The sequence below is a fragment of the Pseudomonas meliae genome, assembly GCF_001400515.1.
In the GTDB taxonomy this organism is placed as follows: Bacteria; Pseudomonadota; Gammaproteobacteria; order Pseudomonadales; family Pseudomonadaceae; genus Aquipseudomonas; species Aquipseudomonas amygdali.
In genome coordinates this window covers 1-24,340 of sequence record NZ_LJQT01000326.1, presented here as the reverse complement: position 1 = coordinate 24,340, position 24,340 = coordinate 1, and the positions used below count along the sequence as shown (strand labels likewise).

The 24,340-nt window shown below is 58.1% G+C and carries 24 protein-coding genes, 2 tRNA genes and 1 pseudogene; 14 read left to right on the top strand and 13 right to left on the bottom strand.

The annotated features are described in order from the left end of the window. Positions 1-118: 118 nt before the first annotated feature. Both ALO64_RS15225 and ALO64_RS15220 read right to left on the bottom strand, forming a co-directional pair. A tRNA-Gly gene (locus ALO64_RS15225) sits at positions 119-194 on the bottom strand. A gap of 2 nt (positions 195-196) precedes the next feature. Continuing rightward, a tRNA-Glu gene (locus ALO64_RS15220) sits at positions 197-272 on the bottom strand. A gap of 294 nt (positions 273-566) precedes the next feature. Between ALO64_RS15220 and ALO64_RS15215 the strand changes: the two genes are divergently transcribed. Next, positions 567-1,325 carry a hypothetical protein gene (locus ALO64_RS15215; protein ID WP_044343581.1) on the top strand — a complete coding sequence of 253 codons (759 nt, stop codon included), beginning with the start codon at positions 567-569 and terminating at the stop codon, positions 1,323-1,325. Positions 1,326-1,376: 51 nt separating this feature from the next. Here the strand turns inward: ALO64_RS15215 and ALO64_RS15210 are convergent, their stop codons facing one another. Together ALO64_RS15210 and ALO64_RS15205 are read right to left on the bottom strand one after the other, a co-directional pair. After that, on the bottom strand, positions 1,377-1,859 hold the full coding sequence (locus ALO64_RS15210; protein ID WP_002554530.1) for a GAF domain-containing protein: 483 nt from the start codon (positions 1,857-1,859) through the stop codon (positions 1,377-1,379). After that, positions 1,856-2,746 carry an ATP-binding protein gene (locus ALO64_RS15205; protein ID WP_054991747.1) on the bottom strand — a complete coding sequence of 297 codons (891 nt, stop codon included), beginning with the start codon at positions 2,744-2,746 and terminating at the stop codon, positions 1,856-1,858. The genes ALO64_RS15210 and ALO64_RS15205 overlap by 4 nt, the downstream gene beginning before the upstream one ends. An 80-nt stretch (positions 2,747-2,826) precedes the next feature. Here ALO64_RS15205 and ALO64_RS15200 point away from each other — a divergent pair, with 80 nt between their 5' ends. Further along, complete coding sequence (locus ALO64_RS15200; RefSeq protein WP_044343579.1) at positions 2,827-5,175, top strand: hybrid sensor histidine kinase/response regulator; 2,349 nt, start codon at positions 2,827-2,829, stop codon at positions 5,173-5,175. A gap of 6 nt (positions 5,176-5,181) precedes the next feature. On the opposite strand, the gene ALO64_RS15195 is transcribed toward ALO64_RS15200, so the two are convergent. Then, a complete protein-coding gene (locus tag ALO64_RS15195; protein WP_004665941.1) occupies positions 5,182-5,667 on the bottom strand; it encodes a glutathione peroxidase in 486 nt (161 codons plus the stop codon). A gap of 150 nt (positions 5,668-5,817) precedes the next feature. After that, complete coding sequence (msrB, locus tag ALO64_RS15190; RefSeq protein WP_005731306.1) at positions 5,818-6,213, bottom strand: peptide-methionine (R)-S-oxide reductase MsrB; 396 nt, start codon at positions 6,211-6,213, stop codon at positions 5,818-5,820. Between the two features lie 190 nt (positions 6,214-6,403). On the opposite strand from msrB, the gene ALO64_RS15185 reads away from it, so the two are divergent. The 3 genes from ALO64_RS15185 (at position 6,404) to ALO64_RS15170 (ending at position 9,858) form a co-directional block, all read left to right on the top strand. Next, complete coding sequence (locus ALO64_RS15185; protein ID WP_004657364.1) at positions 6,404-7,615, top strand: pyridoxal phosphate-dependent aminotransferase; 1,212 nt, start codon at positions 6,404-6,406, stop codon at positions 7,613-7,615. Between the two features lie 267 nt (positions 7,616-7,882). Beyond that, the gene (gene htpX, locus ALO64_RS15180) at positions 7,883-8,770 is read left to right on the top strand and encodes a protease HtpX (RefSeq protein ID WP_044343578.1); all 888 of its coding nucleotides are present in this window, start codon (positions 7,883-7,885) and stop codon (positions 8,768-8,770) included. Positions 8,771-9,090: 320 nt separating this feature from the next. Continuing rightward, positions 9,091-9,858, top strand: coding sequence for a DODA-type extradiol aromatic ring-opening family dioxygenase (locus tag ALO64_RS15170; protein WP_005731304.1), 768 nt, complete (start codon positions 9,091-9,093; stop codon positions 9,856-9,858). 90 nt (positions 9,859-9,948) lie between these two features. Here ALO64_RS15170 and ALO64_RS15165 read toward each other — a convergent pair whose 3' ends face one another. Next, complete coding sequence (locus ALO64_RS15165; RefSeq protein WP_174517447.1) at positions 9,949-11,625, bottom strand: DEAD/DEAH box helicase; 1,677 nt, start codon at positions 11,623-11,625, stop codon at positions 9,949-9,951. 421 nt (positions 11,626-12,046) lie between these two features. Next, positions 12,047-12,808 carry a spermidine synthase gene (locus tag ALO64_RS15155; RefSeq protein WP_044343575.1) on the bottom strand — a complete coding sequence of 254 codons (762 nt, stop codon included), beginning with the start codon at positions 12,806-12,808 and terminating at the stop codon, positions 12,047-12,049. A 171-nt stretch (positions 12,809-12,979) separates the two neighbouring features. Here ALO64_RS15155 and ALO64_RS15150 point away from each other — a divergent pair, with 171 nt between their 5' ends. Next, entirely contained in the window at positions 12,980-14,326 is a 1,347-nt protein-coding gene (locus tag ALO64_RS15150; protein WP_002554540.1) for a class II 3-deoxy-7-phosphoheptulonate synthase, read from the top strand. An 18-nt stretch (positions 14,327-14,344) separates the two neighbouring features. Here ALO64_RS15150 and ALO64_RS15145 read toward each other — a convergent pair whose 3' ends face one another. After that, positions 14,345-14,578, bottom strand: a complete 234-nt coding sequence (locus ALO64_RS15145; RefSeq protein ID WP_044343574.1) for a DUF1127 domain-containing protein — start codon at positions 14,576-14,578, stop codon at positions 14,345-14,347. Positions 14,579-14,645: 67 nt separating this feature from the next. Between ALO64_RS15145 and ALO64_RS15140 the strand changes: the two genes are divergently transcribed. After that, the gene (locus ALO64_RS15140; protein ID WP_044343573.1) at positions 14,646-15,542 is read left to right on the top strand and encodes a LysR substrate-binding domain-containing protein; all 897 of its coding nucleotides are present in this window, start codon (positions 14,646-14,648) and stop codon (positions 15,540-15,542) included. On the opposite strand, the gene ALO64_RS15135 is transcribed toward ALO64_RS15140, so the two are convergent. Then, positions 15,532-16,278, bottom strand: a complete 747-nt coding sequence (locus ALO64_RS15135; protein WP_004667821.1) for a sulfite exporter TauE/SafE family protein — start codon at positions 16,276-16,278, stop codon at positions 15,532-15,534. The genes ALO64_RS15140 and ALO64_RS15135 overlap by 11 nt on opposite strands. Positions 16,279-16,467: 189 nt before the next feature. Between ALO64_RS15135 and ALO64_RS15130 the strand changes: the two genes are divergently transcribed. The 3 genes from ALO64_RS15130 to ALO64_RS15120 all read left to right on the top strand — a co-directional run bounded on the left by ALO64_RS15130 (position 16,468) and on the right by ALO64_RS15120 (position 18,660). Continuing rightward, on the top strand, positions 16,468-16,941 hold the full coding sequence (locus tag ALO64_RS15130; RefSeq protein ID WP_002554546.1) for a MarR family winged helix-turn-helix transcriptional regulator: 474 nt from the start codon (positions 16,468-16,470) through the stop codon (positions 16,939-16,941). 239 nt (positions 16,942-17,180) lie between these two features. Continuing rightward, positions 17,181-17,600, top strand: coding sequence for an organic hydroperoxide resistance protein (locus ALO64_RS15125; protein ID WP_004657344.1), 420 nt, complete (start codon positions 17,181-17,183; stop codon positions 17,598-17,600). A gap of 40 nt (positions 17,601-17,640) precedes the next feature. Beyond that, on the top strand, positions 17,641-18,660 hold the full coding sequence (locus tag ALO64_RS15120; protein WP_005781734.1) for an alpha/beta hydrolase: 1,020 nt from the start codon (positions 17,641-17,643) through the stop codon (positions 18,658-18,660). Between the two features lie 69 nt (positions 18,661-18,729). Here ALO64_RS15120 and ALO64_RS15115 read toward each other — a convergent pair whose 3' ends face one another. Both ALO64_RS15115 and earP read right to left on the bottom strand, forming a co-directional pair. Continuing rightward, positions 18,730-19,299 carry an elongation factor P gene (locus ALO64_RS15115; protein ID WP_002554550.1) on the bottom strand — a complete coding sequence of 190 codons (570 nt, stop codon included), beginning with the start codon at positions 19,297-19,299 and terminating at the stop codon, positions 18,730-18,732. A 99-nt stretch (positions 19,300-19,398) separates the two neighbouring features. Further along, entirely contained in the window at positions 19,399-20,535 is a 1,137-nt protein-coding gene (gene earP / locus ALO64_RS15110; RefSeq protein ID WP_044343599.1) for an elongation factor P maturation arginine rhamnosyltransferase EarP, read from the bottom strand. A 151-nt stretch (positions 20,536-20,686) separates the two neighbouring features. Between earP and ALO64_RS15105 the strand changes: the two genes are divergently transcribed. From ALO64_RS15105 to ALO64_RS15095, 3 genes and pseudogenes are all read left to right on the top strand, one after another. Further along, positions 20,687-21,085: a hypothetical protein gene (locus ALO64_RS15105; RefSeq protein WP_004667822.1), complete on the top strand. Its 399-nt coding sequence runs from the start codon at positions 20,687-20,689 to the stop codon at positions 21,083-21,085. A gap of 3 nt (positions 21,086-21,088) precedes the next feature. After that, positions 21,089-21,571 (top strand): annotated as a pseudogene (locus tag ALO64_RS15100) (GreA/GreB family elongation factor). A gap of 123 nt (positions 21,572-21,694) precedes the next feature. After that, entirely contained in the window at positions 21,695-21,901 is a 207-nt protein-coding gene (locus ALO64_RS15095; protein WP_002554553.1) for a hypothetical protein, read from the top strand. Between the two features lie 72 nt (positions 21,902-21,973). Here the strand turns inward: ALO64_RS15095 and ALO64_RS15090 are convergent, their stop codons facing one another. Further along, positions 21,974-23,239 carry an aromatic amino acid transport family protein gene (locus ALO64_RS15090; protein WP_044343572.1) on the bottom strand — a complete coding sequence of 422 codons (1,266 nt, stop codon included), beginning with the start codon at positions 23,237-23,239 and terminating at the stop codon, positions 21,974-21,976. 443 nt (positions 23,240-23,682) lie between these two features. On the opposite strand from ALO64_RS15090, the gene ALO64_RS15085 reads away from it, so the two are divergent. Then, positions 23,683-24,252 (top strand): TetR/AcrR family transcriptional regulator, encoded by a 570-nt coding sequence (locus tag ALO64_RS15085; RefSeq protein ID WP_044343571.1) that lies wholly within the window; start codon positions 23,683-23,685, stop codon positions 24,250-24,252. The last annotated feature ends 88 nt before the right edge of the window (positions 24,253-24,340 follow it).

Below are 24,340 nucleotides of genomic sequence, written 5' to 3'. Positions count from 1 at the left end.
CCACTAGACGAAGGGGACACTGCCTGAAACACAATGGTGTGTGTTTCAGTTCCAGACATCATCCGAAGATGTGTTCTGGTTTCACTCAACCCTGCCCTGAGGCAAAGCTGCTTAAAATTGGAGCGGGAAACGAGACTCGAACTCGCGACCCCGACCTTGGCAAGGTCGTGCTCTACCAACTGAGCTATTCCCGCAATGGCGTCCCCTAGGGGACTCGAACCCCTGTTACCGCCGTGAAAGGGCGGTGTCCTAGGCCACTAGACGAAGGGGACACACGTACAACATTCACTACTTATTTGCGCTACGCTGTGTGCTTTACGCTGTAAGTGGCGCGCATTCTATGGATGGATTGAGGGGTCGTCAACCCCCATGTGAAAATTTATTGAAATCAATAACTTCGATGCCGTTTGGACGCTGACCGACTGTCGCCAATCGTTCAGCTGCCTAATCTATATAGAAGAGATGCCGACAAACTCCAGGAGGGACATCTATGCGCAGTAGTGCTTAGCCACTACACTCGCACTAAAACTAATTGAACAAATGAGGTTTGCACAGTGACTCCACTCATGATCACGCTGATGGTATTAGCAGGTATCGCTCTGCTCATCGCGATCGGCTACCTGAATCACGTCGCTGAAAACGGCAAACTGGAAAAGGCCCGCACCAAGGTCGAACTCAGTGATCGCTTGCGTCGCTGCAGCGAAATCACCAAAGTATTCCCCGGCCAGTTGATGTCGCCAGCCTTGAAGCTGCTGCTTACGCGTCTGGAACTGAACGTCGTGCAGCGCATGCTCAGCCTGGACAAGGGTAACGCTCAACTCAAGCACCGCATCGGCGAGCTGGAAGAGCAGATTGGCAAAGGCGAACGCATCGACATCCCCAACCCGGTCACGCCGATCCAGACCGAAGCCAAGGCCAAGGACGTGCGTTTCCTTCTGGAAGCCCTGCATGGTCAGGTGACCCGAGCTGCACATGACGGCTTTCTGCAAACCAGCGAAGCCAAACACTGGATCCGCGAAATCCGCACGATTCTGGTCACGCTGCACATCGAGTTCTTCAACAACCTCGGTCAGATGGCCCTCAGCCAGGACCAGCCGGGCCAGGCTCGTCTGGCGTTCGAACGCGGCGTGCAGTATCTGCGCAACCAGCCGGACCCGGTGACGTACCAACAGCAGTTGCTGGCGATGGAAAAACAACTGGCCCGCGCCAACTCAATGGTACTGACCAATACCGCGCCATCCGAAGACGACGACAACGCGCTGACCGAAGGCCTGAAGGCAGACGAAACCGAATCCGAATGGAAGAAGAAAGTCATCTACGATTGATGACTGCCCCGCCGCTGCCGGACCTGTGCNGACAGCGGCAGGTCGAGCGACTCAACAGTCGGTCGATGCCAGAAAGATAGCCGCCAGACGTTCGATCCCCGCCTGATCCACCTCGTTGAAACGCCCCACACTCGGACTGTCCAGGTCCAGCACGCCGATCAGACGCCCATCCTTGACCAACGGCACCACCAGCTCGCTGTTCGATGCGCTGTCGCAGGCGATGTGTCCGGGAAACTCGTGAACGTCCTGAACACGCTGGGTTTGCCGACTCTGCGCTGCTGCCCCGCAAACGCCGCGACCAAAGGGAATGCGCACGCACGCAATCTGCCCCTGAAACGGACCCAGCACCAGCTCTTCGTTGCGATTGAGGTAAAAACCCGCCCAGTTCAGATCGTCGATCTGCGTATAGAGGAATGCCGAGAACTGCGCCGCATTGGCGATGAAGTCGCGCTCGTCGGCCAGCAATGCCTCAAGCTGGGCGGCCAGCAGACCGTAGCCATTGAGGCCGGCACCGGTGTTTTGCAAATCGATCATGTGTGTTGCTCCAACAATTCAAGTCCTACCCAGTAACGTGCAAATTGATACGCGCAGCGGCCATTGCGATTGCCACGCGCGGTCGCCCAGCGAATCGCGGCCTTTTCCAGGCTTTCGTCGCGCTGCCATTGCAAGCCGGCCTTGTCTGCCAGCTGCGTGATCCAGTGCTCGACTACGTTCAGGTAATGTTCCTGGGTAAACGGATAAAACGACAGCCACAGGCCGAAGCGGTCAGACAATGCGATCTTGTCTTCCACGGCTTCGCTGGGGTGCAGCTCGCCGTCGACGTGCTTCCAGTCAACGTTGTCGCTTTCCTTTTCGGGCACCAGATGGCGGCGATTGGAGGTGGCATACAGCAATACGTTATCCGGTGCCTGCTCCAGCGAGCCGTCAAGCACGCTTTTCAGTACGCGATAATCACCCTCGCCCGACTCGAACGACAGGTCATCGCAGAACAGTACAAAGCGCTGCGGCAGTTTGTGCAGTTGTTCGACCACACGCGGCAAGTCGCCCAGATGATCACGCTCGATCTCGATCAGGCGCAGACCGGCCGAGGCGTGCTCGGCCAGCAGAGCGCGGATCAGGGACGACATGCCGGTGCCGCGCGAGCCCCAGAGCAAGGCATGGTTGGCAGGCAGGACATCGATAAACTGACATGTATTGCGCCCCAACTGATCGCGCTGCAGGTCGACGCCGATCAGATCGGTCAGGCGCGTATCCAGGCTCACCTGCAACGGCATCAGGTAGCCGCTACGACCCTCTTGCACCCAGCGCGCGGCAAGCGTCTGTGACCAGTCGACCGGCTCGCGCACGGCTGGCAACAGCGGTTCCAGCCGGGCCAGCACGGCATCGGCGCGTTGCAGAAAAGCATCCAACCGAGAATCCACGGGATCTCCTTATATTTAACTGATTGGTCAGCAGTGCCTATCAGCTATGCTTGGCCAACCAGAAGTGGCAGTAAGTACTCATGGATATATCGCTCAAAAACAGGCTTTCGTTCAAGCAGGCGCGCCTGGCTGTACTGATCGGCTTCGCGCTGGGGACCTTGCTGAGCCTGTTCCAGATTGCAATCGATTATGCCAGCGAAGACGCGTCCATCAATCGTGAAATCAAATCACTGCTGGAAATCATCCAGAACCCGGCATCGCGCATTGCCTACAACATCGACTCGGAGCTGGCTCAGGAGCTGACACTCGGGCTGCTGCGCTCGCCTGCCGTGGTCAGCGCCAGACTGACCGATAACAATGACGCCGTGCTCGCAAGCGTCGAACGCCCCATGGCGACAGGGCGCTATCGAGTGTTCAGCGATTGGCTGTTCGGTGAAAGCCGCCAGTTTCAGGAAAAACTGCACCTCAACCATTTGCCGGATGAAACCATCGGCACACTGTACCTGACCGTGGACACCTTCGCTTTCGGCAGCCACTTTCTGCAGCGCGCCGAGATCACTCTGCTCAACGGCTTCGTGCGCAGCCTGGCGCTGGCCGGCATTCTGACCATTCTGTTCTACGCCACCCTGACCAAGCCGCTGGTAAGGGTGATCCGCGAACTGAGCAGTCGCGACCCGCGCAACCCCGACCAAGGGAAAATAACCTGCCCGCCTCACCATGAGCAGGATGAAATCGGCGTATTGGTCGCGACCTTCAACCGTCAATTCGAAACCATGGGCAGCGAGTTCTCCAGACGACGCGCGGCCGAAGATCGGCTGACCGAACATCTCAACGAGCTGGAAAACATTGTTTCGGCACGCACCAATGAGCTCAAGGCCAGCAACATACGCCTGCGCGAATCCAACGAGGAACTACAGATAGCGCGCAGTACGGCGCTGGACATGGCCCATGCGCGCTCGGCGTTTCTGGCGCACATGAGCCACGAAATCCGCACCCCGCTCAACGGCCTGCTGGGCATGCTGGCGCTGTCACTGGACAGCCCGCTCAGCGCCGAGCAGCGCCAGCAACTGATGATCGCCCACGACTCCGGCAAGGTGCTGGTCGAACTGCTCAACGATATTCTCGACATGTCCAAGTTCGACGCAGGTCATCTGGAGATCGAGCGCATTCCCTTCGACCTTGGGGTGTTGATCGAGGACACCGCCAACCTGCTGTCACAGAATGCGGCCCCCAGCGTGGAGCTGACCTGCCTGATTGCGCCGGACTTTCCGGCCATGGTTACCGGCGACCCTACCCGGGTGCGGCAGATCGTCAGCAACCTGCTGTCCAACGCACTCAAGTTCACCCGTTTTGGGCGCGTGGATGTGCGTCTGACTCACCATAAAGATGTCAGCGGAGAAAACCGGGTACGTATCGAAGTCCGTGACACCGGCATCGGGATTGCACAGGACGCCCAAGCGAAAATATTCCAGCCGTTCACTCAGGCAGAAACCGCCATCACTCGGCAGTATGGCGGCACCGGGCTGGGTCTGGCGCTGACCAACAATCTCTGCGAGGCCATGAATGGCACGCTGAGTATCCAGTCACAGTCCGGTTTCGGCAGTCAGTTCTGCGCCGAGCTGCCGCTGCCGCTGCATGTGTCCGCAGCCACTCAGACCGCGCTCAGGGGCCGGGTCACTGTGGTCAGCTCGGCTGGCAGCGGCCTGGTGGAGCTGCTTGGCAACCTGCTGCCAACCTGGGGGGTCGATCTCAAGCGACGCAGCATTGATGATCGCCCGGAAGACGTGGACCTCGACAGCAGCCCGGACCTGGTCATTACCGACTGCCCCGAATGCCTGTTTGCGATTCGCCCCACTACACCCGTGCCGATCCTGCTGGTCACCGCCTATGGCAATTTCATGCCCGGCGAACAGGTTACAGCCCTTGCCCCGCTGCAACAGCAGGCTCGACCACTGGCGCGCAACGCGCTTTACCACACGCTGCGGCGTGTACTCGGTCAGGAAGAGACAGGCGTCAGGGACACAAAAGCGCCAGAGCAAACGGCTCAGCGCATGGCCAGAGTACTGTTGGTGGAAGACAACCCGGTCAATCAGCTGGTGGCCAAGGGCATACTTGGCAAGCTGGGGTGCGAAGTGATCATCAGCAGTCACGGCGGCGAGGCCTTGGAACAATTGGAGCAAGGCCACTTTGATCTGGTGTTGATGGACTGCAACATGCCCGTCATGGACGGCTATGAAGCCAGCCGCCAGATCCGCAGCAGCGGCCGCTGGCCAAACCTGCCGATCGTGGCACTTACCGCCAACGCCATGCCCGATGAACGTGAGCGCTGCAAGGCGGCAGGCATGAACGACTACCTGGCCAAGCCATTCCGGCGCGCCGAACTGGCAGGCATTCTGGACCAGTGGATTCCCATCGCTGATATCCGCTGAAACGGCTTAGCGCAGCAGCGCTTCGATTTCCCCGGTCAGTTCCTCGGGCTTGGTCAACGGGGCGAAACGCTTGACCAGCGCGCCATTCCTGCCAATCAGGAACTTGGTGAAATTCCACTTGATTCGCTCGGTACCCAGCAACCCCGGTGCCTGCTGCTTGAGCTGAACGAACAAGGGATGGGCCTGAGCGCCGTTCACGTCGATCTTCTTGAACAGCGGGAAGCTGACCCCGTAGTTCAGTTCGCAAAACCCGGAAATCGCGCCCTCGTCACCCGGCTCCTGCTTGCCGAACTGATTGCAAGGGAAGCCCAGCACTACCAGCCCTTTATCCTTGTAGTCCAGCCAGAGTTTTTCCAGGCCTTTATATTGCGGGGTAAAGCCGCATTTGCTGGCTGTATTGACCACCAGCACCGCCTTGCCAGCGTAGTCGGCGAGGGTTTTCTGTTCTCCCTTGATCGTAGTGACCGGGATACTCAGCAGGTTTTCGCTCATCAAAAGAGGCCTCAAGACCAGGCGGTGGCTGGATCGGAATGTGAGCACTGACGTTAGCCTGCAACGGCGTGCGGCGCACGCCAATTTTCGGTATTGATACAGGTCGATAAGCCCGGAGCCGCTGCGCGCAGCGGCACAGCAATCGCCCGGCTACTGGCGCGGGACCAGTTCCAGGCACACCGAGTTGATGCAGTAACGCAGGCCGGTCGGTGGCGGACCATCGGGAAACACATGACCCAGGTGAGCGTCGCATTTGGCACAGACCACTTCGGTACGAATCATGCCGTGGCTGACATCGCGCACTTCGACCACCGCGCTACCTTCCAGTGGCGCATAAAAGCTGGGCCAGCCGCAGCCCGAATCGAACTTGGTAGTGGAATCGAACAGCGGCTCATTGCAGCAGATGCAGTGGTAGACGCCTTCTGTCTTTGTCTCGTTGTACTTACCGGAAAACGGCCGCTCGGTGCCTTTCAGGCGGCAAACCTGATACTGCGCCGGGTCGAGCATCTCTTTCCACTCTTCAAGCGTTTTCTGCAACTTGTCCACAGGTACACCTCCGAATTCGAAAAACCCCGATCTGTACCTTTTCCACAGATCAGGTGGCACGTATGATTGCGCCAGGTCAGACGTCAGTCCGGCACCCGCGTTTGTCGCATACAAACCCATTTTCATGGCGAACGTGCTGCGACCTTCATTGCAAGCCGGCAACAGCTCGTCCATTTTCGGGATCATCACCATGCAGTTCAACAAATCGAACAAGCTCGCAAACGTCTGCTACGACATTCGCGGGCCGGTGCTCAAGCACGCCAAACGCCTGGAAGAGGAAGGCCATCGCATCCTCAAGCTGAACATCGGCAACCCGGCACCGTTTGGTTTCGAGGCGCCGGACGAAATCCTGCAGGACGTGATCCGCAACCTGCCGACTGCCCAGGGCTACAGCGACTCCAAGGGCCTGTTCAGCGCCCGCAAGGCCGTCATGCAGTACTACCAGCAGAAGCAGGTCGAAGGCGTCGGCATCGAAGACATCTATCTGGGCAACGGTGTGTCCGAGCTGATCGTGATGTCGATGCAAGCATTGCTCAATAACGGCGACGAAGTGCTGGTTCCGGCACCCGATTACCCATTGTGGACTGCGGCAGTGGCGCTGTCCGGCGGCAGCCCGGTGCATTATCTGTGCGACGAGCAGGCCAACTGGTGGCCGGACCTTGAAGACATCAAGGCCAAAATCACGCCGAACACCAAGGCCATGGTGATCATCAACCCCAACAACCCGACCGGCGCAGTATATTCCCGCGAGGTATTGCTGGGCATGCTGGAGCTGGCTCGCCAGCATAATCTGGTGGTGTTCTCCGACGAAATCTACGACAAGATCCTCTACGACGACGCCGTGCACATCTGCACTGCCTCGCTGGCACCGGACCTGCTGTGCCTGACCTTCAACGGTCTGTCCAAGTCGTATCGGGTCGCAGGCTTCCGCTCCGGCTGGATTGCCATTTCCGGACCGAAACACAACGCACAGAGCTACATCGAAGGCATCGACATCCTGGCCAACATGCGCCTGTGTGCCAACGTGCCGAGCCAGCACGCCATCCAGACTGCGCTGGGCGGCTATCAGAGCATCAACGACCTGATCCTGCCGCCAGGCCGTCTGTTGGAGCAACGCAACCGCACCTGGGAGCTGCTCAACGATATTCCCGGCGTCAGCTGCGTCAAGCCGATGGGCGCGCTGTATGCATTCCCGCGCATCGACCCGAAGGTGTGCCCGATCTTCAACGACGAAAAATTCGTCCTCGACCTGCTGCTCTCGGAAAAACTGCTGGTAGTTCAGGGTACCGCGTTCAACTGGCCATACCCTGATCACTTCCGCGTCGTGACACTGCCACGTGTCGACGAACTGGAACAGGCCATTGGCCGCATCGGTAACTTCCTGAAGGGTTATCGTCAGTAAACAGACATCGTCCCCTCTCGCGCCGCATCCCTGCCCCGACCTGTTCGGGGCAGTTTATTTGTGCCCTGCCAAAACAGCATCACCGCCCTGCCCCCACCCCCTCAGGCATCGACCACTCTGGCTCAGGCACCGTTCAGCTTTGCGGGATTACCATCGATTGCGTGAAGAGGACACAGTTTGAAATAGTCCCTCTGTTGAATAGCAGCGGGCATCACCTTATATACCCGGCATCGAGTTACATATTTACCTGAGGAGAACGTTTCGACCATGATGCGCATTTTGCTGTTTTTGGCCACTAACCTTGCGGTCGTGCTGATTGCCAGCATCACCCTGAGCCTTTTTGGCTTCAATGGGTTCATGGCGGCCAACGGGGTTGATCTGAACCTCAATCAGCTGCTGGTTTTCTGCGCTGTGTTCGGTTTCGCGGGCTCGTTGTTCTCGCTGTTCATCTCCAAGTGGATGGCGAAAATGAGTACCGGTACTCAGATCATCAGTCAGCCTCGTACCCGCCATGAGCAATGGTTGCTGCAGACCGTTGAACAACTGTCCCGCGATGCGGGTATCAAGATGCCGGAAGTCGGTATTTTCCCGGCGTATGAAGCCAACGCATTCGCCACGGGCTGGAACAAGAACGACGCACTGGTTGCGGTAAGCCAGGGCCTGCTCGAGCGGTTCTCGCCGGATGAGGTAAAAGCTGTACTGGCGCACGAAATCGGCCACGTTGCCAACGGCGACATGGTCACACTGGCGCTGGTGCAGGGTATGGTGAACACGTTCGTGATGTTCTTTGCTCGCATCATCGGTAACTTCGTCGACAAGGTGATCTTCAAGAGCGAGAACGGTCAGGGTATTGCCTACTACATCACGACGATTTTCGCCGAGCTGGTATTGGGCTTTCTGGCCAGCGCCATCGTCATGTGGTTCTCGCGCAAACGCGAATTCCGCGCTGACGACGCAGGGGCTCGACTGGCCGGTACGGACGCGATGATCGGTGCGCTGCAACGCCTGCGTTCCGAACAGGGCGTACCGGTGAACATGCCTGACAGCCTGACGGCGTTCGGCATCAACGCCGGCCTGAAGAAAGGCCTGGCAGGGCTGTTCATGAGCCACCCGCCGCTGGAGCAACGTATCGAGGCGCTGCGCCGCCGCGGGTGATTCAGGGTTTCGAGATGACTATCGTGCCGGCGNNGTCGGCACGCTGTTATGGACGCTCTGCGTCCGGTCCTGAGTGCATGGCACGGCAGGAAAGGCGGCACGGTCGTAAAAGGCTGCGCAATGACCAATATCGTGCTGTCGCAGGTCCCGATTGACCTGCGCCTGATGAAAGCCAATCTACCCTGCCTTCCAACGCTGCAGCCAAAAATCCGCCTGCATGAAACCTCCTGAAAATTCGATCAAAAAGCGCCATAACTTATATTAGATTCAGATCATGAGAATGAACGACTATGGGGCATTCTCATATTCTGGAGCGTTAAATGTTCCCAAGCCTGTTTATTTCCCATGGCTCCCCCATGCTCGCGCTGGAGCCCGGCGAGAGTGGCCCCGCCCTGACGCGATTGGCCGCCAGCCTGCCCAGGCCTCGCGCCATCGTAGTGGTGTCTGCACACTGGGAAAGCCACGAACTGATCGTCAACGGCAATCCACAACCCGAGACCTGGCATGATTTCGGCGGCTTTGCGGCAGAATTGTTTGCGGTGCAATACCCGGCGAAAGGTCTGCCTGAACTGAGCCGCACAATAGTCGAGCTGCTGGCCGCCAGCGATCTGCCCGCACGCATCGACAGCAGACGACCGTTCGACCACGGCGTCTGGGTGCCATTGTCGTTGATGTACCCGAACGCCGATATTCCGGTGGTGCAGATCTCACTGCCTAGCCTTCAGGGGCCCGAACTCCAGACACGGGTGGGCCGCGCGCTGGCCAGCCTGCGCGAACAGGGTGTATTGATTATCGGCTCCGGCAGCATCACGCATAACCTCCGCGATCTGGACTGGAACACCGGCCCCGGAAGCTCAGAGCCATGGGCTGTGACGTTTCGTGACTGGATGATCGACAAGCTGCAAAAAGAAGATGAAGCCGCCCTGCACCACTACCGCAGTCTCGCCCCTCATGCGATGCGAGCGCACCCGAGTGACGAGCATTTGCTGCCGCTGTATTTCGCACGGGGCGCAGGCGGAGCATTCAGTGTTGCCCATCAAGGCTTCACTATGGGGGCGCTCGGAATGGATATCTATCGGTTCGGCTGAATCCGAAAACGCCGAGTCGCCTGAATTCAGCGCAAAAAAATCCCCGAACCAGTCGGGGATTTTTTATTGACCTATCAGCTCAGAAGCCTATCAGTCTTCGCGATAGCGACGCAGCTTGAGCTGCTTGCCAGCAACACGGGTGTCCTTGAGCTTGGTCAGCAGACGCTCAAGACCATCTTCCGGCAGCTCGACCAGGCTGAAGCTCTCACGCACCTGGATGCGGCCGATAGCTTCGCGGGCCAGGCCGCCTTCGTTGAGAATGGCACCCAGCAGGTTCTTGGCAGCGATACCATCACGCGCACCCAGCGCGGTACGGCAACGAGCACGGCCTTCGGCCAGCGGGACCGGCGCACGACGCTCACGCTCAGGACGATCACCGCGAGGGGCGTTGTTCGGAACCAGCGGGCGCTCGCGCTCGATAGCTGCCAGGGTCAGAGCCTGACCGTTGGTAGCCTTGCGCAGCAGTGCAGCAGCAAGGGCACGCGGGCTGCAACCGATGTCGGCAGTCAGACGATCCAGCAGATCGCCATGAGTCGATTCGGCATCGGCAACCAGTGGCGACAGGCTGTTGGTCAGTTTCTTGATGCGGGCATCCAGAACGGCCTGGGCATCCGGCAGGCGGACTTCAGCAACCTTCTGACCGGTTACACGCTCGATCACCTGCAGCATGCGGCGCTCGCGAGGAGTTACCAGCAGCAGTGCACGACCTTCGCGACCGGCACGACCGGTACGGCCGATACGGTGAACGTAGGACTCTGGATCGTAAGGCATGTCCACGTTGAATACGTGGGTGATACGCGGAACGTCAAGACCACGGGCAGCAACGTCGGTCGCTACAACGATGTCCAGACGGCCATCCTTGAGGGAATCGATAACGCGCTCGCGCTGGTTCTGAGCGATGTCACCGTTCAGTGCAGCAGCCTTGTAGCCTTTGGCTTCAAGGGCGCTTGCCAGGTCCAGGGTCGCCTGCTTGGTGCGGACGAACATGATCAGGGCGTCGAAGTCTTCGACTTCCAGCAGGCTCAGTACAGCCGAGGTCTTCTGGTCAGCGTGAACCAGCAGGTGAGCCTGCTCGATCGCGGTAACGGTCTGGGTCTTGGTCTGGATCTTGACGTGCTTCGGATCACGCAGATGGCGCTCGGCGATGGCACGGATCGACTGTGGCAGCGTTGCCGAGAACAGTACGGTCTGGCGGGTTTCAGGCATGGCCTTGAAGATGACTTCAAGGTCGTCCATGAAGCCCAGCTTGAGCATTTCGTCCGCTTCATCGAGAACCAGATGGTTCACGGTTGCCAGGACTTTCTCGTCGCGACGCAGGTGGTCGCAGAGACGGCCCGGGGTGGCGACAACGATTTGTGCGCCGTTGCGGATGGCCTTGAGCTGCGGGCCCATTGGCGCGCCGCCGTAGACCGCTACAACGGTCACGCCCGGCATTTGTTTGGCGTAGGTCTCGAACGCGGTGGCAACCTGAAGTGCCAGTTCGCGGGTCGGGGCCAGGATCAGTGCTTGCGGCTCGCGCTTGCTCGGGTCGATGCGATGCAGGATAGGCAGTGCGAACGCGGCAGTTTTACCCGTACCGGTTTGCGCCTGACCAATCATGTCGTGACCGGCGAGAATAATCGGGATCGATTGCTGCTGAATGGCCGAAGGCTCTTCGTAGCCAGTGGCGACGACTGCTGCAACGATATTTGGATGAAGTTCGAGAGCGGCGAAGCCGCCGATTTCCTGGGTCATGGGTCTGCCTCTAGTGCATCCGCAAAGACCCATGCTTCAAAGCTGCGCGTGCCGTGTACGACCTTGAGGTCACCCTGGCTGCTTTGTCGGCGGGGATTTGCGAAAACGTTTGATGAATGGATCGTCTAGTCTAGTCCGTTGTGCGAACAAGCAACCGAAGCTGGCTTCGGGGTACTGCAATACCTTGACGAGGGCCCTGTTAAGGCCGGCGCGCACTATACCGGAAATATGCACCTTAGTGAGTCTTTTTTTGCGAAACATTGCGCCATCCTTGAGCAACCCAAGGCCCTTGGTCCGGGCAGAGGGCTGGCCGACAAGGGCGCGGGCCCGAGATTGCGGGCATTGCCGCTTAAACGTTTAATCTGTTCTTGCGGATGGCCGGTATCCCGACCTGCGGGGTGTGGCGAATTGTCTCACCCCTGATTTCAGACCAGCCAGCACATGCCTCGCCCGCTCAAGTCGCGGAACGGATCGCCCTGATCAACGACTCCAGCGAGTACCCAAGATGCGGCGCAAGTGCCTTGGCACGCGAACTCAGTGCCTCGATATCCAGCGTCTGATCGAGGTCGGCAGGCACGATCAGAATGACGTTGCCCTCCTTTACCGGCAGCTCCCAGTAATGACGGTGGTACAAACCCCGCAGCAAGGCCGCGCCAAGCGGTTTACCGTCGTCGGTGGCCCACTGGTTGATGATCAGCCAGCCACCGGGATTGAGGCGTTGCTGGCAGCCCTGCAAAAAATTCCAGGCCAAATGCCCGACGCCCGGCCCGACATCGGTGTAAAGGTCGACAAAGATCAGGTCGGCAGGCTCTGCGCTGTCCAGCAACTCCAGCGCATCGCCGATGCGGATATACAGACGCGGGTCGTCATCAAGCCCCATGAACTCCATGGCCAGGCGGGGCACATCAGGGCGCAGCTCGATGACTTCCACGTCTTCAAGCGGCAGGAACTTCATGCAGGCCTGGGTCAGCGTACCCGCACCCAGCCCCAGAAACAGCGCGCTGTCCGGCGCATCGTGACACAGTGCGCCGATCAGCATCGCGCGGGTGTAGTCGTATTCCAGCCAGCTCGGGTCAGCCGTAAACGTGCAGCTCTGCTCGATGGCCTCGCCAAACTCCAGAAAGCGATAATCCTCTACTTCCAGCACGCGGATCATGCCGAAGTCGTCGTGGACCTCGGCCAGAATTCGTTCTACGCGCTCACGCTCTTCCGTCATTACCGTTCCTGGTCATCGCTGCGCCGAGCGCAAAACGCGAATTGTCGGGCAAGCGCGCGGCTTTGTCACACATTGCCGGGCGTGATGCCGTCCCGGTGGTCTGCCCTACGCTGGCAGAGCAACAGCGAACTGCTAACATGCGGACCCGATTGCACAACCCTAGAGCCAATAATGAGCCAACCCTGGAGCCCCGACAGCTGGCGGGCACTGCCGATTCAGCAGCAACCTCACTACCCTGATGCCGCGCATCTGTTGAAGGTCGAACAGACCCTGGCCAGCTATCCGCCGCTGGTGTTTGCCGGCGAAGCCCGAGAGTTGCGCCGCCAGTTTGCCGAAGTAACCCAGGGTCGCGCGTTCCTGCTGCAGGGCGGCGACTGCGCGGAAAGCTTTATGGAGTTTTCCGCTGCCAAGATTCGCGACACGTTCAAGGTGCTGCTGCAGATGGCCATCGTCATGACCTTCGCCGCCGGCTGCCCGGTGGTGAAGGTCGGACGCATGGCCGGACAATTTGCCAAGCCTCGCTCGGCAAACGACGAAATCATCGACGGCGTAACGCTCCCGGCGTATCGCGGTGACATCGTCAACGGTATCGGTTTCGATGAAAAAAGCCGTGTGCCAGACCCGGAGCGCCTGCTGCAGGCCTATAACCAGTCCACCGCCACCCTGAACCTGCTGCGCGCCTTCGCACAGGGCGGGTTTGCCGACCTGCATCAAGTGCACAAGTGGAATCTGGACTTCATCGCCAACTCGGCGCTGGCCGAAAAATACAGCCAGCTGGCCGGACGCATCGATGAAACGCTCGCTTTCATGCGCGCCTGCGGCATGGACAGCTCGCCGCAACTGCGTGAAACCAGTTTTTTCACCGCCCACGAGGCATTGCTGCTCAATTACGAAGAAGCCTTCGTGCGGCGCGACAGCCTGACCAATGATTACTACGATTGCTCGGCACACATGCTGTGGATCGGCGACCGTACCCGGCAACTGGATGGCGCGCATGTCGAATTCCTGCGTGGGGTGAACAACCCGATCGGCGTCAAGGTCGGCCCGAGCATGAACACTGACGACCTGATTCGCCTGATCGACATCCTTAACCCGGACAACGATCCGGGCCGTCTCAACCTGATCGCGCGGATGGGTGCCAACAAGGTCGGCGATCACCTGCCACAGCTGATTCGTGCGGTTGAGCGCGAAGGCCGCAAAGTGCTGTGGAGCTCCGATCCGATGCACGGCAACACCATCAAGGCCAGCAGCGGCTACAAAACCCGGGACTTTGCGCAGATCCTTGGCGAAGTGAAGCAGTTCTTTCAGGTGCATCAGGCTGAAGGCACTTATGCCGGAGGCATCCATATCGAAATGACCGGGCAAAACGTCACCGAATGCATCGGCGGCGCCCGCCCCATCACCGAAGATGGCCTTTCGGATCGCTACCACACCCACTGCGACCCGCGCATGAACGCCGATCAGTCACTGGAGCTGGCGTTCCTGATTGCCGAAACCCTGAAGCAGGTCAGGCGCTAAGCAGAGCAAACTGCCCGCTCAGCGCTTGAGCGGGTCATCCCAAAACGGACGCTCGGCTTCCTGCTGAATGTCGGCCCTGCTCAGCCCCAGGTCCTTAAGCGTGTCATCACTCATCTGCGCCAGATAGCGGCGCTGACGGTGCAGCTCCAGCCAGCGCTGCAAGTGATGCTTCAACCACACCAACGCCTTGCCAGGCTGAGCATGCCCGGCAGGCTTTACGATCAATACACACTCTTTTTGACCATTCATCATCTTGCCCTCCGTGTGAGATGACTAAAGTCTCGCGCCTGACCTAAGATCAATCCAACGAATATTTCTTATGCAGTGCATCTGGGAGATTGATGTATTGGCCAGCTATTCGGGCACCCACTACCCAGGCATAGACACCGAGCTGCTGCGCACCTTTGTGGCTATTGCCGATCACGACGGTTTCACTCGCGCAGGCGAGGTGGTCAACCGCACGCAATCGGCGGTCAGCATGCAAATGAAGCGTCTGGAGGAGGATGTCGTACAGCGTCAACTGTTCCAGCGTGAAGGCCGGACCCTGAACCTGACGGCAGAGGGGCAAGTGTTACTTGGCTATGCGCGGCGCATCCTCAAGCTGCACAGTGAGGTGTTCAATACGCTGCGCGAGCCACACATGATCGGGGTGGTAAAAATCGGCTCGCCCGACGACTACGTGATGCGCTTTTTGCCCGGCATTCTTTCGCAGTTCGCGCAGGCCTACCCGCTGGTTCAGGTAGAGGTGCATTGCGAACCGTCCGACCTGCTGCTGCAACGCAATGACCTGGACCTGACCATCGTTACGCGCAAGCCCGGCACCGAGATCGGTACGCTGTTGCGTCATGAGCGTCTGGTCTGGATGGAAGCCAGCGGTTTTGCTCCGCATGAGCAAAACCCCATTCCGCTGGCGATGTTCAATACGCACTGCTTCTGTCGCGACTGGGCATGCAACGCACTGGACAGCGTGGAGCGTGATTACCGCATCGCCTACAGCAGCTCCAGCATGGCAGCAATCACAGCAGTGGTCAGCGCGGGCCTGGCAGTCACTGCACAGTTTCAAAGCCTGATCACTGCAGATTTGCGCATCATCGGCGCGGCCGAACAATTGCCCGAGCTGCCAACGGCCAGCATCGTACTGCTGCGCAATCCGAAAAACCCCTCGCCCATCACCGAATGCATGGCCGACTACATCATCGACGGCTTCAAACCTTGAGCGCGAGAATGACTGCGCAGAGCACCAGAAACACGCAGAACATCAGGCGCAGCGTTCGCTCCGGCAGCGAATGCGCCAGTTTGACACCCCAACTGATGCTCGCCAGACCACCAATGGCCAATGGAATGCCCATCGACCAGTTGACGTGATCGTGCAGCGCGTAGGTAACCAGCGTGATTCCGGTGCTCGGGGCTGCGAGGGACAGCGCCAACCCTTGTGCCACAACCTGTGTCGTGCCAAACACGCTGGTAAGAATCGGCGTGGCCACCACTCCCCCGCCAACGCCAAACAGACCTCCGGTCATACCGGACCCGACGCCCAGCAGCCATAGCCATTTTTCATGGCGCAACCCGCTACCGGCCTGATGGCCGCGCCAATACATCTGCGCCACGTTGAACACGGTCAGAACCACCAGAAAGCCGACAAAGCCCAGGCGCATGCTTTGCGGATCCACGCGCACCGCCAGCAGCGACGTCAGCCAGGCAAAAATAAAACTGGGAACAATCAACATCAACGCATTACGCAGCAAAATCCGGTTGCGCTGGTTATAGCGCCACAAGGCGAGCAACACGTTAGGCAGCACCATCAACAACGCTGTCCCTTGCGCCAGCTGCTGATCCAGACCGAACAGCACACCCAGCGCGGGAATTGCCACAAGACCACCACCGATTCCGAACAGCCCCCCCAGGGTGCCCATCGCTGCACCCAGTAACACAAACATCACAATTTCAATCACACTACGTCCCCGCCCAGTCAATGGCCAAATGCTACGCAGTCCTGCGCGCAACCAACACCCGGTGTTACCTGTTTTTTTTGCGCGCGGCGCAAGCTGTCAGCGCTTTGAGCCTGCACGCTCGAAATTATCTGGCACATTAAAGAATGCAACACTAAGTTAAACTCATTCGACTGAGTTTGAGGACCTGATATGAGTGCCGAAGAAAACCCTGCCCACGCTGCACCTGCCGATTGCGATTCGCTGCTGCTGGATAACCAATTGTGCTTCGCCCTGTATTCCACCTCATTGATGATGACCAAGGTTTACAAACCGCTGCTGCAGGCGCTTGGACTGACCTATCCGCAGTACTTGGCAATGATGGTGCTGTGGGAAAAAGACGGCCTTACCGTAGGTGATGTCAGCACGCGCCTGCTCACCGATCCGGGCTCTCTGACACCTTTGCTCAAGCGTCTTGAGGGCGAGGGCTTTATCAGCCGCACCCGCAGCAAGGAAGACGAACGCGTGGTATTGCTGCACCTGACTGAACAAGGTCGTGCACTGCAACACCAGGCACTGAGCATACCCGGCTGTATTCTGTCGGCGAGCGGCCTGAACATGGAAAGGCTTCGTGACCTGCAGACACAGTTGCTGGACTTGCGTGACCATCTGCACCAGAGCCTTTAAGACAAAGGGTCACGCCCCCCGGACTGACCTGTTGCTCGTCTCGCCAAAGCCCCGCACATCAAGGGGCTGGCAAGATTTCCAGCTGCCCGCCCTGGTAGCTTTCCTCCTCCGGAAAAGACCTCTTTCGACTTTTCGCAAAATTTAGCTTGCGCGCTAACTATCCTTTGACTACCTTTGCCCTGCACTTAGTTAGCGCGCAAGTATTTTGCGCAATGAACCCTGCCGAACGAGGAAAAATCATGGACACTCTTTACACCGCAGTTGCAACCGCCACAGGCGGCCGTGATGGTCGTGCCGTATCCAACGACAAGATTCTCGACGTCAAACTCGCCACTCCGAAAGAGCTTGGCGGTGCTGGCGGCGCAGCCACCAACCCGGAGCAACTGTTCGCTGCCGGTTATTCGGCCTGCTTCATCGGTGCCCTCAAATTTGTCGCCGGTCAGAGCAAACGCAGCATCCCGGCAGACGCCTCGATCACCGCCCACGTAGGGATTGGCCAGATTCCCGGTGGTTTCGGTCTGGACATCGACCTGCATGTCAGCCTGCCCGGCCTTGAACAAGCCGACGCTCAGCAACTGGTCGATGCCGCTCATGTGGTCTGCCCTTATTCCAACGCCACACGCGGCAACGTCGATGTGCGCCTGCATGTAACCGTCTAACCCACCGGCCATAGATACGAACATGAGCAAGGGAGCGAACATGAAGACCTTCAGCAAAGTCATGACGGGTACGCTTCTCGCACTGTCCATCGGCAGCGCGTTTGCCGCAGGCGATCCTGCCATCGAGCACAACACTCAGGCTTTTCTCGATGCCTTGAATTCGGGCACTGGCAAGCCCATTGAGCAGTTGTCGCCGAAAGATGCCAGGGCCGTGCTGGTAGGAGCACAGGCAGGGGTCAAACTGACGCTGCCCAAAGCCGATGTCAGCGAAAAGACCATCAACGTCGATGGCCAGCCGATCAGCCTGAATATCGTGCGCCCTGCTGGCGTAAAAGGGACCTTGCCGGTTTTCATGTTCTTCCACGGCGGCGGCTGGGTACTGGGTGATTTCCAGACCCACGAGCGACTGGTCCGCGATCTGGTCGTGGGCTCGGGCGCGGTAGCGGTGTTCGTCAATTACACGCCTTCACCCGAAGCGCATTATCCGACGGCGATCAACCAGGCTTACGCAGCAACCAGATGGGTAGCTGAGCACGGCAAGGAAATCAACGTCGACGGTAAGCGCCTGGCTGTGGCGGGTAACAGCGTAGGCGGCAACATGGCAGCGGTCGTTGCACTGATGGCCAAAGAAAAAGGCACTCCGGCGCTCAGGTATCAGGTGCTTCTGTGGCCGGTGACTGACGCCAACTTTGATAACGATTCATACAACCAATACGCCGAAGGCCACTTCCTGACCCGTAACATGATGAAGTGGTTCTGGGACAACTACACCACCGATGCCGCGCAACGCAACGAGATCTACGCCTCGCCGCTGCGCGCCACCACCGAGCAACTGAAAGGTCTGCCACCGGCGCTGATTCAGACCGCCAGTGCCGACGTGCTGCGTGATGAAGGCGAAGCCTATGCGCGCAAGCTGGACCAGGCGGGCGTGCCGGTCACGGCGGTACGTTACAACGGCATGATCCATGACTACGGTCTGCTCAACGTGGTCAGCCAGGTCCCGGCTGTTCGCTCAGCCATCCTGCAGGCGTCTCAGGAGTTGAAAGAACACCTGAAATAAAGGCAGACGCTCAAACTTCAGCCGTAAAAAAACCCGCAGCAATGGCGTAACGGGGTTACAAAACCATGCTTACTTCGCACGGCCTTTGTAGGAACCGCCTTCACGGGTATCGATCTCGATCATGTCGCCGATTTCGATGAAGTCAGCAACGCTCAGCTCGGTACCGTTTTTCAGTTTGGCAGGCTTCATGACCTTGCCCGACGTGTCGCCACGAGCGGAGCCTTCGGTGTAGTCGACCTGACGCACGATAGTGGTCGGCAATTCTACGGAAACCAGACGGTCTTCGAAGAATACGGCTTCACAAACGTCAGTCATGCCTTCTTCGACGAAAGGCAGAACGCTTTCGATGTCTTCGGCGTTCAGCTCGTACATGGTGTAGTCAGTGGTGTCCATGAACGTGTAGGTGTCACCGCTGATGAAAGACAGGGTGGCTTCCTTGCGATCGAGGATCACATCGTCCAGCTTGTCGTCGGCGCTGTAAACGATCTCGGTCTTGTAACCGGTCAGCAGGTTTTTCAGCTTGGTCTTCATGATCGCGCTGTTACGACCGGATTTGGTGAATTCAGCTTTCTGAACCAGCCAAGGATCGTTTTCGAGACGGATCACGGTACCGGGTTTCAGCTCTTTACCAGTTTTCATTGCATATATCCGAATTTGGATGGAATTAACCAAAGGCTCTGTACGAGAAACAGCCTGCGCAGGCCTTTTTCGTACAGAGCCTTGTATCAAGGCCGCGTATCATAGCGAATTTCCATAAAACTGCACCAGCGCCGTGGCAAGATCAGTCTGTGCGGCTTGTTGCAGGCACCAGTGCCCGGCGTGCTTTTCAATTTCAGCCCAGTGTTCGGTGAGTGCCAGCCAGCTTTCGCCCAGGTCGCTGCCGATATTCCAGTTCTGCCAGAACTGATTCACAGCATGCGCTGCCTCAGGCGCAAGATCCGCCAGGTAGAGCGCTAAAAACGCATCAAGCTTGGGCAGGTGCGCGTCGTCTTCCTGCTGATAGATGTGCCAGAGCATCGGCCGCCCCGCCCATTGCGCACGGACGAATGAATCTTCGCCGCGCACGACGTTGAAATCGCAGCTCCACAGCAGTTGGTCGTAGCGTTCCTGGCGGATGAACGGTAACACCTGAACCGTCAGCCCTCCCCTTACCTGCATGAAACCTGCGTGTAACTCATCGTCGACACCCAGCCAGCGCCGCAGATCGGCGAGAATGCGCCCCTCCGGCACCAGCAGGTGATTCGGCCGAGTGTCGCTGGCCAGCGCGTCAAGCCAGCTGCCCAGCCCGGGATTTTCATAGGCAAATACCGAGATCAAGCGAGCATCAGGCAACGGTTCGACGCCCAACTCCTGCAAGAAACCTCGCCTCGCGGCCTTGTCTTGCTGAAATCGCTGGCGCTGTTCGATCAGGTTTCTTTCGCGCAGCAGGCCACCCGTGGCGTCGGAAAAACCGGGAAAGAAAAAGAACTTCTTCAAACCGTTCAACTGTGGCGAAGGCAAACCGTGGCAACCCGAGACCCAGTCTTCGGCGCTGAGGTACTCGAGGTTCAACCACAGCGGCCTTGGCGAACGCTGCAGCATCGATTCGGTATAGGGCGTCGGCAGGCGGCAGGCAAAGGCCTCGATGACCACGTCAGGAATATCGCTGTTTACCCATTCAGCGGGCCACTGGCACACCCTCACGCCCTCTTGCCATTGCTGCTGAGCCTTAAGATCAGCGTCGGGACACAAGCGAACGAAAGCCGACAGGTCATCGATCCATAAACGCACATGCAGACCCTGCTCGGCAACCAGCTGGCGTGCCAGACGCCAGGTCACGCCGGCATCACCGTAGTTGTCGACTACGCTGCAAAAAATGTCCCACGAGACTTTCATCGTGGCTCCCTGAGGCTGGATGGCAAAAAACGTTGATTGTCGTTCAGAACGCCCCGTTGCCACCAGCCTGATGCCACTGGACAGCACAGTTTTCATGCCCGGCCATCAGGCATGGCACAATCGCATCTGTTGCCCTGCAAGGAGTTCAGCCATGTCATCCACTACCCGCCGTCGCGACCTGTATGTGTCGTTGAAATTGATTGTCTGCATTGCGCTGGGTATCTGGCTGGGCGCAATGGCGGTGTTTCTGACCGCACTGCTGTATTACAAAAGCCTGCCCCCGGCGCAAACCCAGGCGTTGGAAAACGCCGCCGCCCAGCTCACCGCCCCACCTGCGCAAAAAACTGCCGCGCCGTCTGGCCCGGAGACTGAAATGTTCCGCAAATACGAGCAAAGCCTGCGTGAAAGCGAGGCCCGTCAGGCCCGTGAACAGGCTCAGGAACAACAACAGCGCACCTTCAACCGTTCCAAGTGTGATTTCTGGATACAGCAGGACCGCACTGCGCCGAGCGAAAAAAGTCGCGCCAGCATCAATCAGTACTGCGGATAAACCATGAACAAGCAGGACGTGCTGCAATCGATCATCGACAAGCTGGAAATCGATCTGGACATCGCGCAACGGGCGGCACAGACCGCCTACGAAACGGCAACCCACGAAGAGAATATTGCCGAGAACAAATACGACACGCTGGGGCTGGAAGCATCGTATCTGGCAGCAGGCCAGGCACGACGTGTCGAGGAGATTCGCCAGTCGCTGGCGGCGTATCGGAAATGGTCGCTCAAGCCATTCGATGAATCACGCGGCATTCAGACCGGTGATCTTGTCGCTGTCGAAGCCTTGAGCGGTCAGACGCAATACCTGTTTCTCGGCCCTGATGCTGCTGGCCTGAAGGTCAGCGCAGGTGAACAACTGGTCACGGTCATCACTGCCAAGGCACCGCTGGGGTAGAGCTTGCTGGGAAAATTCGAAGACGATGCCGTACAGATTGTCATCAACGGCAGCGGACAATCCTACGAGATCACACAAACGATGTGACACACCCGGCATCTACAGGGTTGATCGCACCAAGTTTTTGTGGGTAAGGTGAAGCGTCGCCATCATCACCGCAACCGGGGCAACATCAAAGCAAACAAGGACTAAAACCCAAGGAGATTTTTCATGACGAACGTCATCGCTTTCCCTGACGCCCATGAACGTGATCGCCTGAAGTCCAGTCAAGATCCGGCGTTGAGATACCTGAACAAGAAAGAGCGACAGCTGATCGACCAACTGCGTTCCACCAGCCATGCGGGACGCCAGTACGTCTATGACTATGCCAGCATCATGCATTTGTCCAGGCCGTTGTATCCCGAACCTGTGGATTGACCCTGATTGCAGAGCCTGGCCAAAGGCTGCGCCGGTATATCGGCGCAGCTTCCAGGATCATGTCTGCCGGGTTCAGCGTGTCAGCGAAAAAATCAGTGCAGAGATCGCCACCACACCGGCGGCCACCACAAAGTAGTTCGACCATGCACCTGCATACTTGCGCATGGCGGGTACTTTGTAGACGGCATACATCGGCATCAGGAACAGCAGCGCCGAAATCACCGGCCCGCCCAGGGTCTCGATCATGCCCAGAATGCTCGGGTTCAGCGTTGCGACCATCCAGCACACCACCAGCATGAAGACTGCTGTCAGACGATCCAGCGCCTTTGGTGCAGGACGACGCCCGGTTTTCAGAACCAGCCCTTTCAGGCCCTCGCTTGCACCGATGTAGTGGCCGAGAAACGACTTGGAAATAGCCACGAACGCAATCAGCGGCGCCACGAAGGCGATGGTCGGGTTGTTGAAGTGGTTGGCCAGGTAGGAAAGGATCGAAATGTTCTGTGCCTTGGCCTCGGCCAATTGGGCTGGCGAGAGCGTTAATACGCAACTGAACACGAAGAACAGCACCATCACCATCAAACCGTGGGCGCGGGCCAGTATCTGCGAACTGCGTACCTCGGCGTTTTCGCAGTACTGACGTTTCTGATCAACGGCAAACGCCGAGATGATCGGCGTGTGGTTGAACGAAAATACCATTACCGGAATGGCCAGCCACAGGGTAGGCAGGAACGCTGAAGGCTCGGGAAAGGTGGTCGCGGTACTCAGGATGCCACCGGTCCAGTGCGGAATCAGGAATACCGCCAGAAACAGCAGTGCGACGATGAAAGGGTAAACCATAAGGCTCATCGCCTTGACGATGATCCGCTCGCCACAACGCACCACGGCCAGCAGGCCCATGATCAGCACGAACGCCAGCGCTGCGCGTGGCGGCGGCGCTATGTGCAACTGATGCTCAAGAAAACTGCCCACGGTATTGGTGAGGGCCACGCTGTAGATCAGCAGAATCGGAAAGATCGCAAAAAAATACAGCAAGGTGATCATCGCGCCGGCGCTTTTGCCGAAATGCTGCTCGACCACTTCAGTGATATCGGCCCCTTCACGCCCGGACAGTACGAAACGGGTCAGCCCGCGGTGGGCATAGAACGTCATGGGAAACGCCAGCACCATCAGTGGCCAGAAACCACCGATGCCTGCATTGATGGGCAGGAACAGCGTACCTGCGCCAATGGCAGTACCGAACAATCCGAGCATCCAGGTGGTGTCATTACGGTTCCAAGAGGCGATGCTCTCGGGAGCTACATCCAGGCGTTCTACGACGCCGTTAGCCTGATCATTCATCCGGTCGACTCTCCGTGGCCGGTTTATCAAAAAGGGCAGCGCGTCGAAAAAGCCGGCAGTTCAGCGCTCCCCTCGAAAACAGCGGGCGAGATTCTCCGGGATTGACGCCAGAAGTCAAAGGCTTGTAGGACAACAATTTCCGGACTGTAGGCAGGCAATCCCGTGCACGCCTTCTGCACAAAGGGCTGGAGAATGATCGACCTCTTGTCGACGACGTCGTGGTTTTACAGGGCAGCGCGCTCAGTGAGCACCCGTGCCTGCATTCTGCGCGGGAACAGTTTGCGTTTTTCAGCCAGCCTCACTCATTAGCTGGATAAGCAGACAGGCGTTCTTTCACTTGATTCCGGTACAAGTTCTCATCACGATTGAAAGCCTGCTGCATCGATTCATCTATCCATGTATAAATGCTGTTACACATTGGCCCATCTCTGGAGACTCAGCGCATGCGTTACGCGCTCGATCATAAGGCCCAAACCCATCAACGTATCGTCAAGGAAGCGTCCATGCGCTTTCGTCGCGATGGCATTGGTGCTACGGGCCTACAACCTTTGATGAAGGCACTGGGCTTGACCCATGGCGGTTTCTACGCGCATTTCAAATCCAAGGATGATCTTGTTGAACAGGCATTGAGTCACGCCGTCGACAATGTAAAAGGAATCACCAGCGACGTTTTCGCCAGACAGGACTCGCTCAGTGAATTCATTGATCTCTACCTCTCTATAGACAGTCGCGATTCGCCAGACGGCGGTTGTCCACTACCGACCATGTGCCTGGAACTGGGTCAGCGCGACCAGCCCAGCGCAACAACGGATAAAATCATTCTTCACTTGCTGGAACTGTTCGATCAGTCTCTGGCGCAGACGGGTGCTGAATCCAAGAGCCTGCCGGTGCTGTCTACCTTGGTAGGCGGCCTGGTACTCGCCCGCAGTGCTTTTAACGAAGAATTGTCGCAGCGCATTCTGGACACGACCCGGGACTATCTCAAACAGGAGATAAAGAAGAGCGCCAACTGACTTATCGAAAACAGAACGTTATCAAGATCCGTTCTCGATAAAGCGTGCATAAACAGACAGGCCGATCATTGATCGGCCTGTCTGTTTT

Coding starts and splice junctions, on each gene's coding strand:
- ALO64_RS15215 (WP_044343581.1), top strand. CDS start 567: ATGATCACGCTGATGGTATTAGCAGGTATCGCTCTGCTCATCGCGATC.
- ALO64_RS15210 (WP_002554530.1), bottom strand. CDS start 1,859: ATGATCGATTTGCAAAACACCGGTGCCGGCCTCAATGGCTACGGTCTG.
- ALO64_RS15200 (WP_044343579.1), top strand. CDS start 2,827: ATGGATATATCGCTCAAAAACAGGCTTTCGTTCAAGCAGGCGCGCCTG.
- ALO64_RS15195 (WP_004665941.1), bottom strand. CDS start 5,667: ATGAGCGAAAACCTGCTGAGTATCCCGGTCACTACGATCAAGGGAGAA.
- ALO64_RS15185 (WP_004657364.1), top strand. CDS start 6,404: ATGCAGTTCAACAAATCGAACAAGCTCGCAAACGTCTGCTACGACATT.
- htpX (WP_044343578.1), top strand. CDS start 7,883: ATGATGCGCATTTTGCTGTTTTTGGCCACTAACCTTGCGGTCGTGCTG.
- ALO64_RS15170 (WP_005731304.1), top strand. CDS start 9,091: ATGTTCCCAAGCCTGTTTATTTCCCATGGCTCCCCCATGCTCGCGCTG.
- ALO64_RS15165 (WP_174517447.1), bottom strand. CDS start 11,625: ATGGGTCTTTGCGGATGCACTAGAGGCAGACCCATGACCCAGGAAATC.
- ALO64_RS15155 (WP_044343575.1), bottom strand. CDS start 12,808: ATGACGGAAGAGCGTGAGCGCGTAGAACGAATTCTGGCCGAGGTCCAC.
- ALO64_RS15150 (WP_002554540.1), top strand. CDS start 12,980: ATGAGCCAACCCTGGAGCCCCGACAGCTGGCGGGCACTGCCGATTCAG.
- ALO64_RS15145 (WP_044343574.1), bottom strand. CDS start 14,578: ATGATGAATGGTCAAAAAGAGTGTGTATTGATCGTAAAGCCTGCCGGG.
- ALO64_RS15140 (WP_044343573.1), top strand. CDS start 14,646: ATGCAGTGCATCTGGGAGATTGATGTATTGGCCAGCTATTCGGGCACC.
- ALO64_RS15130 (WP_002554546.1), top strand. CDS start 16,468: ATGAGTGCCGAAGAAAACCCTGCCCACGCTGCACCTGCCGATTGCGAT.
- ALO64_RS15125 (WP_004657344.1), top strand. CDS start 17,181: ATGGACACTCTTTACACCGCAGTTGCAACCGCCACAGGCGGCCGTGAT.
- ALO64_RS15120 (WP_005781734.1), top strand. CDS start 17,641: ATGAAGACCTTCAGCAAAGTCATGACGGGTACGCTTCTCGCACTGTCC.
- ALO64_RS15115 (WP_002554550.1), bottom strand. CDS start 19,299: ATGAAAACTGGTAAAGAGCTGAAACCCGGTACCGTGATCCGTCTCGAA.
- earP (WP_044343599.1), bottom strand. CDS start 20,535: ATGAAAGTCTCGTGGGACATTTTTTGCAGCGTAGTCGACAACTACGGT.
- ALO64_RS15105 (WP_004667822.1), top strand. CDS start 20,687: ATGTCATCCACTACCCGCCGTCGCGACCTGTATGTGTCGTTGAAATTG.
- ALO64_RS15095 (WP_002554553.1), top strand. CDS start 21,695: ATGACGAACGTCATCGCTTTCCCTGACGCCCATGAACGTGATCGCCTG.
- ALO64_RS15090 (WP_044343572.1), bottom strand. CDS start 23,239: ATGAATGATCAGGCTAACGGCGTCGTAGAACGCCTGGATGTAGCTCCC.
- ALO64_RS15085 (WP_044343571.1), top strand. CDS start 23,683: ATGCGTTACGCGCTCGATCATAAGGCCCAAACCCATCAACGTATCGTC.